Below are 16160 nucleotides of genomic sequence, written 5' to 3'. Positions count from 1 at the left end.
TGTTCCTTATGATTAAGAGTAATGAAGTATGACCATTTAACTTTTTGATTCCTTAACAGAGGAGAAAGAGTGAGTTACACACTTAGATCAAGTGTTTTTCTTTAATTCCCTGGATGCAGAGGCAGACTTTGAAACTATCGGGCGGTAAGTTAAAGAAGGAATTATAAATGTTACCCAAGAATATATAGATTTACAACATCGTTATATAGGTAATGTCTTAGGGGAAATAGAAAAAAAGGAGGGGGGAGTTATAAATGCTTGGAATCAGGAATGGGACATTGGCGGTGTCTGGGGCGATACTCTATTATGAAGTGCGTGGCTCTGATCCTCTATTTTTGATAATGCATGGTGGAGGTGGAGACGCAGATAAATTCTAATTAGCCGCTATAATCTTGCTAACCGGTACACAGTGGTTACATACGATCGCCGTGGACATTCCCGCATTAGTCTCTTCCATCAAACTGAGAATTACCGTGTGAAGACACATAGCGACGGCGTTCACCGTCTGCTAGCTAAATTGACTGATGAACCGGTACGTATTTGGAAGCAGCTCTGTGCTGTTATCGGACTCGATTTATCCATACGGCACCCAGAGCAACTACGAATATTGATACCACACGAACCAATATTAATTTAATGAACGGGTGTAGCTCGATTCCAGTAGAAAAGCAATAAAATATTTTCAGTGCAAATGGCCAAACGAAACCAATATGAAAGTATATGAGGACTGTATAACCACAGCATAACAACAGATAGTCCGTTCCCTATCTGGTATTTAATGAAGGGTTCTGGTGAAATTATTGACTGCGCAGGTCTTATTAGCATTGATTTTATTAGTCGTCTGGATATATGGCCTTGGATATGTGCTCTCTATATTGAAAGTAGCTAGCGTGGTAGGTCTTAAGGTAAAGAGCTACTTTTACGTGCTAAAGCTGATGCCGAAAAAGCAGGATTCAATAAAGTTTTCCTTCGTACTGACCACATTGCATACTATGAAAAATATTGATTCACTTATATAGGTGACGGATACTATCCTTGGGGAAAGTAATTCAAGAATTTATGAGAGCAATAATCAAAATAATCATTTTTCAGGTTAGAGATTAGATATTCACGTAATCGCTTTTCTTAATGAACTAACGGTTGCATGATTTCGAAGTGAGAACATATCAGTATTATTTTGAAACATTTAAAAACTTAACTGACGGAATATGCAGTGATGTTTTTTATGGTGTGTTGGATACATTTATCAAGAAATAGGGAGGACATACAAATGAAAAAAGTGTTAGTTTTTATTACAGATGGTTTTTCAGATTGGGAAGCAAGTTATGTGACTGCAGAGTTAAATAAACCAGGGACGGGATTTCAAGTTCAGACAATTGCGATTGACAAGGATCCGAAAATTTCAATGGGTGGATTGACTGTACTTCCGGATTATAGCTTACAAGACTTTTCTTTTAAATTGGAATTTGTGATGTTGATTATTCCTGGCGGAACTGGATGGAGAGAAGAAAAAAATCATCAGGCAAAGAAGCTTGTGGATTTTTGTTTTGGAAAGGATATCCCGGTTGCAGCAATTTGTGATGCAACTACCTTTTTAGGGAATCACGGATTTCTTGATCATCATAAACATACAGGTAATTCATTGCCTTATTTAAAAGAAGGTGCACCTAATTATCGAGGCGATGAAAAATATATAGAAGCACAATCTGTTAGTGATGCCTGTCTAATCACAGCTAATGGAAGTGGAGCACTAGAATTTTCAAGAGATATTTTAAGTAAATTGGATGTTTTGGAAGGTAAAGAACTAAAAGAATGGTATGCTTTATTTAAAACAGGTTTTATCAAAAGTTAGTTTCTTGGATATCTTGACGATCATCAATGATATCGTTCCTGCAAATGATGAGGAACGGGTCTTTTTTAGCGACACCGAGAGAGAACCCTACTATGATCTATTTTACCGGATTAGCTATCTTGAAGAATGGCTGTTCCATTTCGAAACTCTTATTTATGATTTTAGTTCTTCAAGAAAAGGGCGCGATTCTTGAAGAAGTTTCGCTTTTCTTATAGAACTAACCGATGCGTTAGCTGAGGATCAGAGCTGTCTTTAATGCAGCTATTTCTTTATGGAACTATCGGGGCAATTTAGTTTTAAAGGCTGGAACTATTATGCAATGTAAACGTCTCTAAAGATATATGGAGGTGGAGTAAGATAACGGGATTATCGACTCCCACCCACCAATCCGATTCTGGATGATGGGTGGCAATCTTCTTGATGGCCCATGGATTTAGACAGACTATGGGTTTTGTATTTCCTATAAGATAGCTTATGTTATGAACTATATCATATCTATATGAGTTATTTCCCAATGTTTATTCTTAATGAGTTGCTCTAAATTCTCTTTATCTCTTTTTTTGAAATAATTAGTAATTTCTTTATGATCTTCATTCATTTCCTCTAATACGGCAAAAAGCTTTTCTTCATTATTGCTTAAATAAATTTGTCTAACAAAACTATTTTGTAAAGAATCAAGAAGATCTATTAATGTAGGATTATTGCATTTATCAATATATACTTTATGGAATTGATTTTGGTATTTTTGATAATCTAAATAATTTTTTGTTGAAATTGAAAATTCAATTTTCTTAACCAAATCTTCCATACGTTCAATATCACTTTCTGTGATATGTTCTAAAGATAAAGAGGCTGCTAAAGAATCCAATACACTAACAATTCGAAAAACATCTAGCTTTTTCTTGGTATCAAGTTCTTTTACAATAAATCCTTTTCTAGGAAGATACTCGAGCAAATTGTCTGAAGCTAGTTGTATCAAAGCTTCCCTTACAGGAGTTCTACTTACTCCCAATTTTTCGCATAATACCGATTCATTTATCTTATGCTTAGGAAGTAAGGTTCCGTTCTGAATTCTTTCAGTTATATAATCATATACGAGATCTTTTAATGATTGATATTTATTTTTGATAGCGTTTCCTCCTAAGGCAAAAATTAATATTATATAGTATACAATATATAATTAGAAATTCTTGTCTTTTATATTAGCACCTTCTTTTAAAGACTTCAATATCTCTATTATTTATTATATTTAAGGTATAAAACGACTCCTAATCCATATTTATTTATAAATTTTTGTTTTAAGTGATTCAAGTTGATATAGTACATAGCCTTAAAAAAAGGTGGTTTAAAGAATTTTTAATAATAAAGCGTTGAAAAATAGATAAGTTAATTGTATAATTCGGTATGTAAAATATTTTCAGATTATTCTGTACTATATACAATATACAATATAAAGTATATTGTGTGTTTTTGTTTTAAGATTTTTAAACTATTTGGATACCTTAAATTAAGAAATAAACCCAAGAAAACATTGGTAAAACTGAAATATGGAAGGAGGATTTTTTTTGGAGTATAAAATATACAATATATTATATACAAAATAAAATTCAAGTTTCAATAAGACCATTGTTACAAAGTTATAAGATTAGAGGTGGAAAAATATGAGTGAGAATAACTTTAAAGATGTGCAAGATGGAACAAAAGCGGTATGGGCAGGAGAAAAAGAATCTCTTGCTTATAATGCAACCCAAGTTCCTGTAGTTCTTAGTGTAGCCTACAATTACGATGACGTAGACGAATGGCAAGAAGTTGCCCTTGGAAATAAACCTGGTTATACCTATAATCGAATGGCGAATCCGACTGTTCAAGCCCTGGAAGAAAAATTGAGGATACTCGAGGGGGCTGAGGAAGCTGTAGGTTTTTCTTCAGGAATGGCTGCTATTAGTAGTACATTATATACATTTCTAAGACCGGGGGATCGGGTTGTATCCGTTAAAGATACTTATGGAGGAACCAATAAAATTTTTACTGAATTCTTGCCCAATCTGGATGTCGATGTGACATTATGTAATACCGGAAACCATAACGAAATTGAAGCCGAAGTGGTCAAAGGGTGTAAAGTGCTATATTTAGAGTCTCCCACTAACCCTACCATGAAAGTTACTGATATTGAGAGGATAGCGAGAGTCGGAAAATCAGTGGGGGCATTAGTTATCATAGATAATACGTTTGCTACTCCAATTAATCAAAATCCTCTTCAATTAGGAGTTGATATTGTAGTCCATAGTGCAACTAAATTTCTAAGTGGACATGCAGATGCATTAGGTGGCATAGTATGTGGCTCTAAAAAATTAATGAAAAAGGTCTATCATTTTCGTGAAATTAATGGAGCAACTATGGACCCGTGGTCAGCCTACCTTATTTTAAGAGGGATGAAAACGTTAAAGCTTCGTGTACGGCAACAAGAAAAAAGTGCAATGGAAATTGCAAAGTATCTTCAAAAGAAAAAGCTAGTCGACGCAGTTTATTACCCGGGATTGGAAGCGCATCCACATCATGATATCGCAAAGAAACAAATGAGAGGTTTCGGTGGGATATTAAGTTTTGTATTAAAAGATGAAATGAAAGCTATCAAAATTTTATTATCAAAATTAAAATATGCAAACAAAGCTGGAAACCTTGGAGCCGTTGAAACTATATATGGGCCTGCGAGAACGACTAGCCATGTTGAATGTACTATTGAAGAGCGTAAAGCCCTTGGTATCCCAGAAGGTTTAGTTCGTATCTCTGTAGGTATCGAGGATACAGAAGATCTTATAGCAGATTTAGAGCAAGCATTTTCTTACTTAGAATCCAATTACCCTGTTAGCTGTAATTGAGAGCATAAAATATTTCTAACGGAAGAGGTATTGAAATATGACACATAAGATAGCATTACTTGGATTTGGTGTAGTTGGTCAAGGGTTAGCTGAAATTTTACAAGATAAAAGTGAGTCACTACGTAGTGGGTTTAACTTTGATCCAAAAATCGTTGCTATCTCTGATGTTATGAAAGGTTCACTTTATGATCCTAAGGGGTTGGATCTTTCTTTAGCGTTACAAGCTGTAAAGGAAACAGGAAAATTAGATAGTTACCCTGAAACCCCTAGCTTGGTAAGGGGGTGGGATAGTTTTCAAACAATACGTGAGAGTAATGCAGACACAGTTGTTGAAATTACCTTTACTGATGTTAAAACAGGACAACCTGCCATTGATCATTGTAAAGCAGCATTTGAAAGCAAAAAGAACGTAGTAATGAGTAATAAAGGTCCGGTTTCTCTTGCTTATCAAGAGTTAGCTGAATTAGCAAAAAAAAATGATGTTCGTTGGGGCTTTGAAGGAACAGTTATGAGTGGAACCCCAGCATTAAGAATGCCTCTGAGTTCATTGGCAGGGAACAGCATTTTTGAAATACGAGGGATTTTAAATGGAACAACCAATTATATCCTAACTAAAATGGAAGAAGGATTGAGTTATCAAGATGCATTGTCAGAGGCCCAAGCTCTTGGTTATGCAGAGGCAGATCCGACTAGCGACGTTGAGGGATACGATGCTCAATATAAAGCTACCATTCTTGCTAACATTGTAATGGGCATTCCAATGAAACGAGAAGAAGTAGAATGTGAAGGGATTAGTCATCTTACGGAAAAGGACATTGAGTGGGCAAAATCAGAAGGTAAGAGATGGAAGTTAATTGCTAAATGTATAAAGGCTGGCGATAAAGCCATTGCAAAGGTAGGACCTGAAGCTATCCCTCTTACAGATCCTCTAGCTGGAGTTTTAGGTGCACAAAATGCTATTACTTATGATTGTGATTTAGCTGGCCCAATTACCCTGATTGGAGCGGGAGCTGGACGGAAAGAAACAGGATTCTCGATTCTTATTGATTTAATCAACATTAACCGTGATCAATTATAATTCATTTCATTCTTAAAGTTATAAGTTAAAAATTACTTATCATGAGGTGATTTTGTATGATGTTTACTGACAATTTAATAAATAAAAATAAGATGTTTCTTGCTGGGGAACGGGTATCTCGTGATAAAAGCATTGAAGTCTTGGATCCACAAGATCATAGTTTAATCACAACAGTTCCTGCTGCTAATGAAAAAGACGTCATTTATACTATTGAAGAAGCAAAAAAAGGAGTAAAAATAGCAGCAGATATGCCAACACATGAAAGAATTGCTATTCTTCATCGTGCTGCGGACTGGATCTTTGAAAATAAGGAAAGATATGCAACTACCATTGCTCGTGAGGGAAGTAAAACAATTAAAGAAGCAAGGAAAGAAGTACTACGTTGTATTGAAACACTTCGTATAAGTGCTGAAGAAGCAAGGAGAATGAATGGAGAAACCATTCCGTTTGATCAAATGCCAGGAAGCGAAGATCGCATAGGTTACTATTATCGTTTTCCTATTGGAATTATTGTAGCTATAACACCTTTTAACGATCCATTGAATCTTGTTGCACATAAAGTGGGTCCTGCCATTGCTGCTGGGAACGCTATTATTGTGAAACCAGCAACTGTAACACCATTAAGTGCTCTCTTATTGGCAGAAGCTTTTGAAAAAGCCGGTTTGCCACCGAAAGTTTTATCCGTCATTACCGGTCATCCAGGTGACATGGGAGATAGCCTAATTACTCATTCAGCTATACGAATGATTTCTTTTACAGGAGGACTTGCCACTGGCAAAGCAATTATTCAAAAAGCAGGCTTGAAAAAGATATGTATGGAGCTTGGATCAAACTCACCCGTTATTGTATTGAAAGATGCCGATTTAGAAGAAGCTGTGAAATCAACTGTTTCTGGAGCATTTTGGGCAGCTGGACAAAATTGTTTAGGGGTACAGAGAATATATGTTCAAGAAGGTATTTATCATGACTTTATTGGTAAATTTATTGATCGTACTCAACAATATCGAGTAGGTGATAAATTATTAGAAGAAACAGATATGGGACCAATGATCTCCGAAATAGAAGCAAAACGTGTTGAAAGATGGGTAAATGAAGCTGTTGAGAAAGGTGCAAAGTTGCTTTGTGGTGGAAAACGGGAAGGATCTTTTTATCAACCTACTGTTTTAGTTAATGTACCAGAAGATTGTAAATTGGCAACGGAAGAGGTTTTTGGCCCAGTTGTTACCATTTATAATGTTCCTGACCTTGATACGGCTATTTCCCAATCTAATCGTGTAGATTTCGGATTGCAAGCAGGTATATTCACTCGTGATTTAGATAAGGCATTTAGAGCCATACGTAAACTTGATGTAGGTGGGGTTATGGTAAATGATAGCTCAGATTATCGCATTGATGCGATGCCTTTCGGAGGTGTAAAAGGTTCTGGTTTAGGTCGCGAGGGAATTAAGTTTGCGCTTCAAGAAATGACTGAACCAAAAGTTGTTTGTTTTAAAGTTAATAAAACAATATGATCACATAAGGGCTGACCTGTGCAGGTCAGTCTTTATATTAAATATTCTGATTTTTCTGTAAGAATGTAACCTTTGTATATTGCTATCTATTAAAATAAGTACTTGCAGAGTAGTAAATAACGAGGAGGAGACTAGATGCCAAACACAAATAATACCAATGAAAACCAGTTGAAACGTTCAATGAAAAGCAGGCATTTGTTCATGATTTCGCTAGGTGGTGTAATTGGAACGGGTCTTTTTCTGAGCAGTGGATATACAATTAGCCAAGCTGGACCAGGAGGTACGATTCTCGCTTACTTAGTAGGCGGATTAATCATGTACCTTGTCATGTTATGCCTGGGCGAACTAACTGTTGCTATGCCAGTAACAGGTTCATTTCAAACTTACGCTACCAAATTTATCGGTCCTGCAACTGGATTTACTATTGGTTTAATGTACTGGCTTACTTGGGTGGTAACGGTAGGTTCCGAATTTACCGCCTCTGGACTGTTGATGCAGAGGTGGTTTCCTCACACTTCTGTTTGGATGTGGAGCGCCGTCTTTGCGCTTCTAATATTTTTACTTAATTCCTTTTCAGTAAAAATATTTGCAGAAACCGAATTTTGGTTTTCAGGTATTAAAATAATTACTATTATCTTATTTATTGTACTTGGAGGATCTGCAATGCTTGGATTTATTCCAATGGATGATAGGGCCTCTGCCCCCATGCTTTCTAATTTCACTGCAGATGGGAGTCTTTTCCCAAATGGCCTGCTTCCAGTTTTTATGGCCATGATTTCCGTTAATTTTGCCTTTTCAGGAACAGAACTTATTGGCATTGCTGCTGGAGAAAGTGAAAACCCAGAAAAAGACGTTCCTAGATCTATTAGAAATGTAATTTGGCGAACAATGTTTTTCTTTGTTGGTGCAATTTTTGTGTTATCTGGTTTAATCTCTTGGGAAGAAGCAGGAGTCATTGAAAGTCCATTTGTGATGGTTTTTGACAACATCGGAATTCCTTATGCAGCTGATATTATGAACTTTGTTATTATTACAGCTTTACTCTCTGTAGCGAACTCTGGTCTATATGCATCTACTCGTATGTTATGGTCTCTTTCAAATGAGAAAATGATAAGTTCATTTTTTGGAAAGATAACGTCAAATGGAGTACCATTGAATGCTTTAGTTATAAGTATGGCAGTAGCTTGTTTATCTCTATTATCTAGTGTATTTGCACCTGATACAGTTTATGTAGTACTTGTGGCAATATCAGGATTTGCAGTAGTAGTAGTTTGGATAGGGATTGTTTTATCACAATACATGTTCCGTAAACATTTTTTGAAAATGGGTGGAGATATTAAAAATTTAAAATTCCGTACACCACTTTATCCTTTTGTACCCATTGCTGCTTGTGTTTTGTGTCTTGCTTCTTGTATAGGTCTTGCTTTTGATGCGAGCCAAAGAATTGCTCTGTATTGTGGAGTACCTTTTATTATTTTATGCTATCTCTTCCACTATATGAAAAATCGAGGAAATAAGGATCAGATAAATACTTATAATATAACGGATGATTATATTAGGAATATTAAGTAAAGAGATTTTTTGCTAATGGGTGCGTTAGCTGAAAATCTAAGCTTTTAAGGCAGCTTTTTCTTTATGCAACTGGGACAATTTAGTTCAACTTAATGCAAAAATAAATAAAAGCATACGTTGGTGATTCATACCATCGTATGCTTAAAATTTCATTCACTTTTAGTTAATCAAGAAATTCTAATTTTAATGATTAATATTCGTTGAAAAATTGCTGAATTTCTTTTGGATCATCTGTTTTTGTTAATGCAAGCATCGTCAAAATACGTGCTTTTTGAGGATTAAGTGAGTCCGCTGTAACAAAGTTATTTTCATCGTCAATCTTTTCTCTCGTAACAATACCATTTCCTACACGGCTAGAGCGAGTAATAATCACGCCTTTTTTGACAGCGTCTTTAGCACCCTCAAAAGCAGTATCAGAAGTTAAGCCGTTTCCTTCACCTGCTATTATGATTCCTTTAGCTCCTGCTTTCACAGCTGCATCGTAAAAATATCTACTATCATTTTGATAGCTATAAATAATGTCCACTTGAGGAAGTTTATCTAGTTTTGATACATCAAACACCGATTTGATTGTATGTTTACGAGTGGGTTCATTGTAGAAAAATATTTTATTACCTGCGATTGCTCCTAAATAGCCTTGTTCCTCAGATTGGAATGTATCTGTCATGGTAGTATTGGTTTTTGTTATATAGCGTGCAGAACCTATCCGGTCATTTAATGAGATTAAAACACCTTTGTTCTTAGCATCTTTACTAGCAGCGATTTTTACAGCATTATATAAGTTTAAAGGTCCATCTGCACTTATAGCTGTAGCCGGTCTCATTGATCCAACAATCACGACAGGTTTATTGCTTTTTACGACCAGATTCAGAAAATAAGCAGTTTCTTCTAAGGTATCTGTACCATGTGTTACGACAATTCCATCAACGTCTTTAGATTTTAATAAATCATTAATTCGTTTCGCCAACTTTAATAAGGTTTTATTATCCATATTGTTACTGCCAATATTGGCGATTTGTTCTCCACTCACATTTGCTACTTGTTTTAATTCAGGAACTGCTTTAATTAGTGTTTCAACACCAAGTGCACCTGGTTGATAACCAGTTGTGTCAGTATTTGATGTGGCAGAACCTGCAATCGTTCCACCAGTAGCTATAATTTTCACATTGTTTAACTTTGGATTTGTTGATGTTGCTTCTACTTTCTCTTCTTTTAGATTACTATTTGCTGAGCTATGGATTGCAGTGATAGATCCAGAAAATAATAGTGTAACCAATAGAAATGTGATTCCTAGATATTTTTTTATGTTCATGTCTAGCTAGCTCCTTCTTTATTAATTATGTAATCATTTAATCTTATCTAATGGAAGTATTCTATGTTTTAATTCTGAATTCTTATCTAAAACACCTATCACAATTTGATTATGTTCCGTCAATGTTATGTATCTGAAATAATCATCATCAGAAATCCACAAATTGGTGTCATTCGTCGTTTTTTCCATTTTGGCAAATACATCTACCGTGTACTCAAGGTGAAAAAAATCATCAAATCCCTTGCTTGAGCTGCCTACCCAGGTATACAGAAAATCTTTCAGTGTGATTTGTTCAATCACCGATAATTGTTTCTTGAATTTTAACTTATCTACTGTTACGCTTTTCATCTTTCATCACTCCTTAACGAATATTATATATACATTGAAGTCTCCTTCAACAATGGTATTTGCGTATCAATCCGTATACAGTTTAGTTCATAAAGGACAAATGAAAGTTTATGTCGAAATTCAGGTAAGAGATTTAATTAATTCTAAAAGTGGATTTGAGTCAATATTTTGGACACTTAAAAGTCAATCTTTGAGAGTTAGTTAGTTTTAAGTCTTATACAGAGAATTAACTAATGAGGAACAAGAATTAGAAAAAAAAGAAAGCAAAGAATTACAGTTTCAAGCATATACTAATTAGTTACTCCTATCTTTTTGATCGAAAGGGGTAGACCTCTTTTCTTCAATTCCTCTTCTAGAACGAGGATGATTTTTTTTTCTAAGTCTAATTCAATTGCTTTAAGGTATGAGTCTATCAATAGTTGATCATTTATTTTTTTCATATCTTCCCTCTTCTATTTCTTTAAAACCACGTTTAAACATACAATGAAATGTATTTAATATTAAGTATTAAATAATAATATAATAAGTAAGACAAATTATAGTAATTTATAATTAACGAAGGTAGTCTTCAACTTAAAAATATAGAGTGAACTTTTTTGTAACAAATAGGGTTCATATTTATTCTATATTTCAATCTACATAAAACAATACCGACATCATTAAACACAATATATTTAGAGTAATCTTTTGTGTCCTTTTTACCTTAATTTTCACCTCACAGTTTGTGTCAACCCAACAAACCCGAATGAACTAACGGGTGCGTTCGTATTATAAGGTTAGCCAGTTTTTACTGCCCGGAACTGCCATTTGTTGGCCTCTTTGCTTAATGAACTATAGGGGCAGTTTAGTTTATTAAGGAACCCGATGGAATATATGGTATTATGTGTAATAAGATACATAAGAAAGAATACCAAGGGAGAGTTATTAATGTTTCCAATATTAGAGACAGAAAGACTAATACTAAGAGAAATAACAAAAGAGGATGCAGAAGGTATTTTTGCTTGTTTTTCTAACCACAATGTAACACGTTATTACGGACAAGATACATTACAGAGTATAGAACAGGCAGAGAAGTTCGTGGCTTTCTTTTCAAAAAACTACGATGAAAAAAGAGGCATACGTTGGGGGATTGAAAGAAAAGAGACCAAAGGTATAATTGGAACGATTGGCTTTAATGCTTGGTTGCCTAAACATAAAAGAGCAGAAATAGGATATGAAATCCATCCAGATCAGTGGAGAAAAGGATATACTTGCAGAAGCAATATCTAAAGTTCTTTCATATGGCTTTGATGTTATGGATTTAACTCGTATAGGTGCTGTGGTATTTATTGACAATGAAGCATCTAATAATTTACTAACCAAAATTGGTTTTCAAAAAGAGGGAATTTTGAAGAAATATATGCATCAAAATGGTGAAGCACACGATACTTTTGTCTATTCATTACTTGAAAGTAATTTCTAATTAATGTTCTTCCGCCAATAGGTTCGTTAGTTTAATAAAGGGTTGCTGCGGCAACCTTTTTCTTCTGGAACTAAAGGGGCAGGATAGTTTCATAAAGTTCACATCTAAGCTGAATTGGATACTCTTGTGATAATATAGATGAGCATGTGAAGGTTTGTACTGACTAGGCAGTAATAAAGGGGTATTTTACATAAATATTGTTTTATCCAGGTTTTACCTTGTGGGAATTATTGCGTAATTAGGATGTCAATTAAACCGAAATGTGGGGAATTCACATGAAAATAAAGGAAGTAATACTGTACACAAATTCATTAGATGGAATTAGCGATTTTTATGTCGATGTATTGGAATTAGCAATTATACAAGAGAACAACGAAGAGATTTCCTTTAAAGCTGGCACGTCGAAACTTACATTAATCAATTAAGCGAGTACGAGTTCCGTTACTACCATTTCGTATTTAATATCACTAAAAAATAAAATAGAGCAAGCTTTACAATTTTCTTTTATGACCCTTTGGGTATTGTTGTTGAGTTTATTGCTCGCCACGCTATTCCCGAAATCGAGCATGGGGATTTTAATTAAAGATATTAAAAGTATAAGTGAAATCGGACTACCTGTGTAAGATGTAAAACAAGCTTCAGAATTGCAAAAGAAAAATAATGTTGGATCCTCTAATAATGTTTTTGCCCCACTTGCAAACAAAGAAGGGCTATTTATACTATCGGGGCTAAATCGAAATTGGGCGGGTTCTATTAAAAAGGTAAAAGTATTTCCTCTTATTGTTGATATTTATAATAATATTGAGAGAAATGAAAACTTTTTGAGTTTTTCCATACACTATTCCGTTAATGGGCGCTTTCCTTGAAGATCACTGAGCTGTTTATGCAGCTTTTTTTATTTAACAAACGGGCATTTATCTTCATTATGCTCCCTTCGGCCTGATCCCGTTGACTAATGCCCAATAAGGCTATTCTTTCGCAAAAAGATAACCTTATTACGTATACTGTTTTTACACCTATAAAAAGAAAGGAGAATAGTAATGGGAAAACAAGTATATATTATCCACGGATACGGGGCTTCACCAGCCAATCACTGGTTTCCATGGTTAAAAGAACAATTGATAGCAGATGATAATGAAGTTTCGGTTCTTAGTATGCCAAATTCATCTGACCCGAAGAAAGAAGAATGGTTGGAAACATTAGCTAATAATATAAAAAATATAGATAACAACACTTATTTTGTAACACATAGCTTAGGGTCTATCACACTATTGAACTATTTAGAACAATTAGAGCCTTTACCAAGCTTTGGAGGTTTTATTCTGGTTTCTGGCTTTTCTGAACCATTATCGTCATTCCCTTCGCTAAATCCTTTTACAGTTAAAAAAGTGGATTATAAAAAAATTATTTCTGCAACTAATTCACGTTCTGTTATTACTGCAAAAGATGACTATATTGTTCCTCTTCAATTAAGTCAAAATTTATCGAAACAATTGGATACATCATTTTATCCTGTTGAAAAGGGTGGTCATTTTCTAGAAGATGATGGTTTTATTACTTTCCCATTAGTTTATGATATTTTAAATAAAATGATGAAAAAAAGATAACCAACTCATTTGAGCCTAAGTCGGTTCTTACGCTATCGGGCGCAATTGTTCCCAATTTCTCATTATATCACTGATAGATTGTGATTTTTAATGCTGGAATATCCTTAATGTTATAAATCCGCGTTTTGCTGGCGGTACCCCTTATGGAACTAAGGGGCAGGCTAGTTTACTAAGGCATAACTATTGAGTTTAGCTAAAGAATAAGGAATAAACAGAATATGAGGTGAACCCTGATGGCAGGCAATATATAATCTTATTAGGATTTTGAATTGATATAACCTTTAAGGGAGAGTTTTAGTTCATCTTTTTTCTTTTTCCTTGGGCATCGAGCAAAGTTTGCTAGTTTTTCAGAATCTTCTTAACCTACGGCAATTGCGTTAAGCATGTTCGAGCCGAAGCACCCATAACGTCTGAAATTCAATAAAGTCGCCTTCACAAAGTTCTATTTATCCCATATTTTTATTACACTCCATTCATGATGAAGGGGCTGTCCCAAAAGGTCTATTTAACGTGACCCTTTGGTACAGCCCCTTACTTCGCAGAACCCTTATTCTATGAATTGGATTTTATGATGCGCACGACCTAAGTGGTTTGCCGCGTTTGTTTGGCTCCCTCGGAATCAGTTGCCTGTTCTTTCAGTTTTGTCCTTCGAATTCTAGCTAACGATGATTCCGATCTCCAATGCTTTCTGGACGGCTTCTTCCTTGTTGTGTACTCCTAGCTTAATATAGGCCGAGGAGGCGTAGTTTCTGACCGTGCCGTCCGACAAATACAGCTTGGACGCTATCGTTTTGTACCGGAGCCCTTTGGCAACAAGCTGCAATATTTCTATTTCCCTGTTAGTCAGATCATAGTCGTTGGTGGCTTTCAATTGCGTAGATTTGACGCTCTTATCGAGGTTCTTGAATATTTTATGGGACACCCCTCGATCGATTAATGTGCCTCCTCTGTGAATAAGCCGGATGGTATCGGCCAGCTCTAACGGTTCGGCTGATTTTAGCAGGAAGCCGTCCGCACCACTGCGCAGTAAGTCCAACGCTTGCTCCGCATCCTGAAACGTCGTGAAAATCAATACACGAATATGCGGCCATTGCTGCTTGATCATTTTGGTTGCCTCTGATCCATTCATGCGTGGCATATCCAAATCCATTAGCACTACGTGAGGCTGGAGGCTTCCGCACAGGTCGACGGCTTGTTCGCCATCCTCTGCCGAGCCGACTACTTTCAAGTCTTGGTACTTGTCGAGCAGCACCTGCAGACTTTCCCGAATAAAAGGTTGGTCGTCGACGATCAACAGCTGAATAAGGTCGTTCTCCATTTCAGCTTGTCGCGGCAACGTACAGGTGACAAGCGTACCGGCCCCTGGTTTCGTATAGACGAACACTTGACCTTGCAAATTCATGGCCCGCTCCTTCATCGCGTTCATGCCGAAGCCCTCCTGCCATTCTTCCATCCCTCTTCCGTTGTCATGCACCTCCAATCTTGTATCTTGGTGCCCAAATTTCAAAGAAACGGTGATATCCGTCGCCTGACCGTGACGAACCGCATTCGTAAGCGACTCCTGCAAGCAGCGAATGAACGCCATTTTCGCTTGTCGGGACAGTCGGGACTCCTCTCCGAAAGCACGAAAGCTTACCTCGACCCGGGCATGCTCCTGAAATTCATTTCCAAGCTTTTGCAGAGATTGGACCAAGGAAAGCGACTGCTGTGGGGACTCCATTTGATGCAAGTAGCTCCTCACTTCCTCTATACTTTTGCGGCCCAACTCAAGCAAGGAATCCAGCCTCTTTATACCCTTTTCAGTAGCAAGCTCGGAGCGTAACGCTTCCATTCCCATGATGATGGAAGTATAAGCATGACCGACAGTATCGTGAAGCTCACTCGACAGCCTGTTTCGCTCTTCTGCCAGCGTAATACGCTCGATTTGGGACATATATTGCTCAAGCACCGCGTTTTGCTTGCGAATGGTTTCATTTTGCCGATGGTTGACGGTCAATAAATGATAGGCGAATCCCATCACATAAGCAAGTCCGTAGTAGATTACCATGAACCAATAGCTGTTATTTGGCGAAACAACATAAAAAATTCCGGGTATTACCAAGACTGTTACCGGTGCCGTCCAATGATAAGACAGACGAGCGCTATTCGCTGCGATCAGAAAGACTGATACAAGAAATGAAGGGAAAGCTTCCGGAAACAACGAGGTTAAATGTACGCATAGCCCGCCAAAGAGCAGTATCTCTGTGAATAAATAATATTTGTAGTTGAGCTGCAAGCAAACCCAGGGAATGGATAAAGCGGCAATCTCCCCAAAAATAACGATCCATAAAGGCAGCGCTAGACCTTCCTGAAATCTGATCGTCGTGAGAATGAGCGAAACGCTAGTAATAAGGCGGAGCCCAAGCATAATCCAATCATACCAAAACCATTTTTTGACCATTTCCAACAATTCTTTCAACCCCTAAGCAGCTACTGTTTGTTTGTTTCTTTCTTTCTTTCTTTCTTACTAGTATTATAAACCAAACCTTTGTGCAGTGTA

General features: G+C 36.3%; 12 protein-coding genes and 2 pseudogenes. 9 read left to right on the top strand and 5 right to left on the bottom strand.

Annotated features, from left to right (window positions below; genetic code table 11):
* Positions 1 to 254 precede the first annotated feature (254 nt).
* The 3 genes and pseudogenes from J7I90_RS27190 to J7I90_RS03455 form a co-directional block, all read left to right on the top strand.
* Positions 255 to 634, top strand: a pseudogene (locus tag J7I90_RS27190) (alpha/beta fold hydrolase); the annotation flags it as partial.
* A gap of 636 nt (positions 635 to 1270) precedes the next feature.
* Complete coding sequence (locus J7I90_RS03460; protein ID WP_214768445.1) at positions 1271 to 1852, top strand: type 1 glutamine amidotransferase family protein; 582 nt, start codon at positions 1271 to 1273, stop codon at positions 1850 to 1852.
* Positions 1818 to 2045 (top strand): hypothetical protein, encoded by a 228-nt coding sequence (locus J7I90_RS03455; protein ID WP_214770214.1) that lies wholly within the window; start codon positions 1818 to 1820, stop codon positions 2043 to 2045. The genes J7I90_RS03460 and J7I90_RS03455 overlap by 35 nt, the downstream gene beginning before the upstream one ends.
* 291 nt (positions 2046 to 2336) lie before the next feature.
* On the opposite strand, the gene J7I90_RS27185 is transcribed toward J7I90_RS03455, so the two are convergent.
* A complete protein-coding gene (locus tag J7I90_RS27185; protein WP_214770033.1) occupies positions 2337 to 2981 on the bottom strand; it encodes a GntR family transcriptional regulator in 645 nt (214 codons plus the stop codon).
* A gap of 532 nt (positions 2982 to 3513) precedes the next feature.
* Between J7I90_RS27185 and J7I90_RS03445 the strand changes: the two genes are divergently transcribed.
* The 4 genes from J7I90_RS03445 to J7I90_RS03430 all read left to right on the top strand — a co-directional run bounded on the left by J7I90_RS03445 (position 3514) and on the right by J7I90_RS03430 (position 8892).
* Entirely contained in the window at positions 3514 to 4731 is a 1218-nt protein-coding gene (locus J7I90_RS03445; RefSeq protein ID WP_214768444.1) for a cystathionine gamma-synthase family protein, read from the top strand.
* A gap of 37 nt (positions 4732 to 4768) precedes the next feature.
* Positions 4769 to 5809, top strand: coding sequence for a homoserine dehydrogenase (locus J7I90_RS03440; RefSeq protein ID WP_214768443.1), 1041 nt, complete (start codon positions 4769 to 4771; stop codon positions 5807 to 5809).
* A gap of 59 nt (positions 5810 to 5868) precedes the next feature.
* Positions 5869 to 7320, top strand: coding sequence for an aldehyde dehydrogenase family protein (locus J7I90_RS03435; protein WP_214768442.1), 1452 nt, complete (start codon positions 5869 to 5871; stop codon positions 7318 to 7320).
* A 135-nt stretch (positions 7321 to 7455) separates the two neighbouring features.
* Positions 7456 to 8892, top strand: coding sequence for an amino acid permease (locus tag J7I90_RS03430; protein ID WP_214768441.1), 1437 nt, complete (start codon positions 7456 to 7458; stop codon positions 8890 to 8892).
* Between the two features lie 190 nt (positions 8893 to 9082).
* Here the strand turns inward: J7I90_RS03430 and J7I90_RS03425 are convergent, their stop codons facing one another.
* The 3 genes from J7I90_RS03425 to sda all read right to left on the bottom strand — a co-directional run bounded on the left by J7I90_RS03425 (position 9083) and on the right by sda (position 10992).
* The gene (locus J7I90_RS03425; RefSeq protein WP_214768440.1) at positions 9083 to 10204 is read right to left on the bottom strand and encodes a type II asparaginase; all 1122 of its coding nucleotides are present in this window, start codon (positions 10202 to 10204) and stop codon (positions 9083 to 9085) included.
* 33 nt (positions 10205 to 10237) lie between these two features.
* A complete protein-coding gene (locus J7I90_RS03420; RefSeq protein ID WP_214768439.1) occupies positions 10238 to 10552 on the bottom strand; it encodes a hypothetical protein in 315 nt (104 codons plus the stop codon).
* 290 nt (positions 10553 to 10842) lie between these two features.
* A complete protein-coding gene (gene sda, locus J7I90_RS03415; protein WP_214768438.1) occupies positions 10843 to 10992 on the bottom strand; it encodes a sporulation histidine kinase inhibitor Sda in 150 nt (49 codons plus the stop codon).
* A gap of 487 nt (positions 10993 to 11479) precedes the next feature.
* On the opposite strand from sda, the pseudogene J7I90_RS03410 reads away from it, so the two are divergent.
* Positions 11480 to 12014, top strand: a pseudogene (locus J7I90_RS03410) (GNAT family N-acetyltransferase).
* Positions 12015 to 13054: 1040 nt separating this feature from the next.
* Positions 13055 to 13621, top strand: a complete 567-nt coding sequence (locus tag J7I90_RS03405; protein ID WP_214768437.1) for an RBBP9/YdeN family alpha/beta hydrolase — start codon at positions 13055 to 13057, stop codon at positions 13619 to 13621.
* Between the two features lie 655 nt (positions 13622 to 14276).
* Here J7I90_RS03405 and J7I90_RS03400 read toward each other — a convergent pair.
* The gene (locus J7I90_RS03400) at positions 14277 to 16070 is read right to left on the bottom strand and encodes a helix-turn-helix transcriptional regulator (protein WP_214768436.1); all 1794 of its coding nucleotides are present in this window, start codon (positions 16068 to 16070) and stop codon (positions 14277 to 14279) included.
* Between the last annotated feature and the right edge of the window lie 90 nt (positions 16071 to 16160).

The sequence above is a fragment of the Bacillus sp. ISL-57 genome (genome assembly GCF_018613135.1).
GTDB classification, from domain to species: Bacteria; Bacillota; Bacilli; order Bacillales; family DSM-1321; genus Peribacillus; species Peribacillus frigoritolerans.
The sequence above is the reverse complement of the archived record's forward strand: the minus strand, read 5'-3'. Positions and strand labels throughout refer to the sequence as shown.